Below are 656 nucleotides of genomic sequence, written 5' to 3'. Positions count from 1 at the left end.
GGACTATAGGGCGCGTGCCGCGCGTCACGATGACGCGCCTGACCGTGCGCAACCCCCATCGGGGCGAACGGCGCATGGACCAGAATCCCGGCCATGTCCTTGCCGACCACCACGCCGGGCCGCCGCCCGGGCGACGACTTAGATCCGCGCCAGCAGATCGGAGGCGCGCCGCCGCGCCGCGACCGGATCGTCCTTCCACTGCTGCGCGAACGCCGCGTTGTGCAGTTCAACGATCCGACCGATGCCGGACTCGTCCAGGCGCCCCCAGGCTGGCGCTGGCAGGCCCTCGACGTACTCCAGCATCAGGTTCTCCGCCAGCGTCCCCATCGGCTTGCGTGGATCCGCCTGGTCGACCAGCAGTTGGTGCCCCGACGCGCGGGCCGCTTGCCGATCCGCTTCGCGAGCGCCGCCGATGAGCACGGCCTGGAGTTCGTCCAGCCCGTCCTTGGGAATGCGGTCCCGGCGCTTGACCGCGTCGGGGGAGACCTCCTCGTCCGACCCGGCGCTGCCCTGGAAGAGCGGATCGTGCTGCCCCGCCGGCAGGCCGAAGTGGCCAGCCTCCGGGCAACCGGGCAGCAGCCCCTCCATCAGCGCCTTCGCGCTCGCGTGGTTCCTGGGCGTGCTGTCCGAAATCACGAGCAACGGCGCCCCGGCAC

Annotated in this window: 1 protein-coding gene; it reads right to left on the bottom strand. The window is 71.8% G+C overall.

Going from position 1 to position 656, the window contains the following annotated elements; all coding sequences use genetic code 11:
• Window positions 1-138 precede the first annotated feature (138 nt).
• A partial coding sequence (locus tag FUT87_RS26050) for a hypothetical protein (protein WP_222617296.1) occupies window positions 139-656 on the bottom strand: 518 nt, incomplete at its 5' end.

The organism is Mitsuaria sp. TWR114 (assembly GCF_007997345.1).
This window is presented reverse-complemented; position numbering and strand designations above follow the sequence as displayed.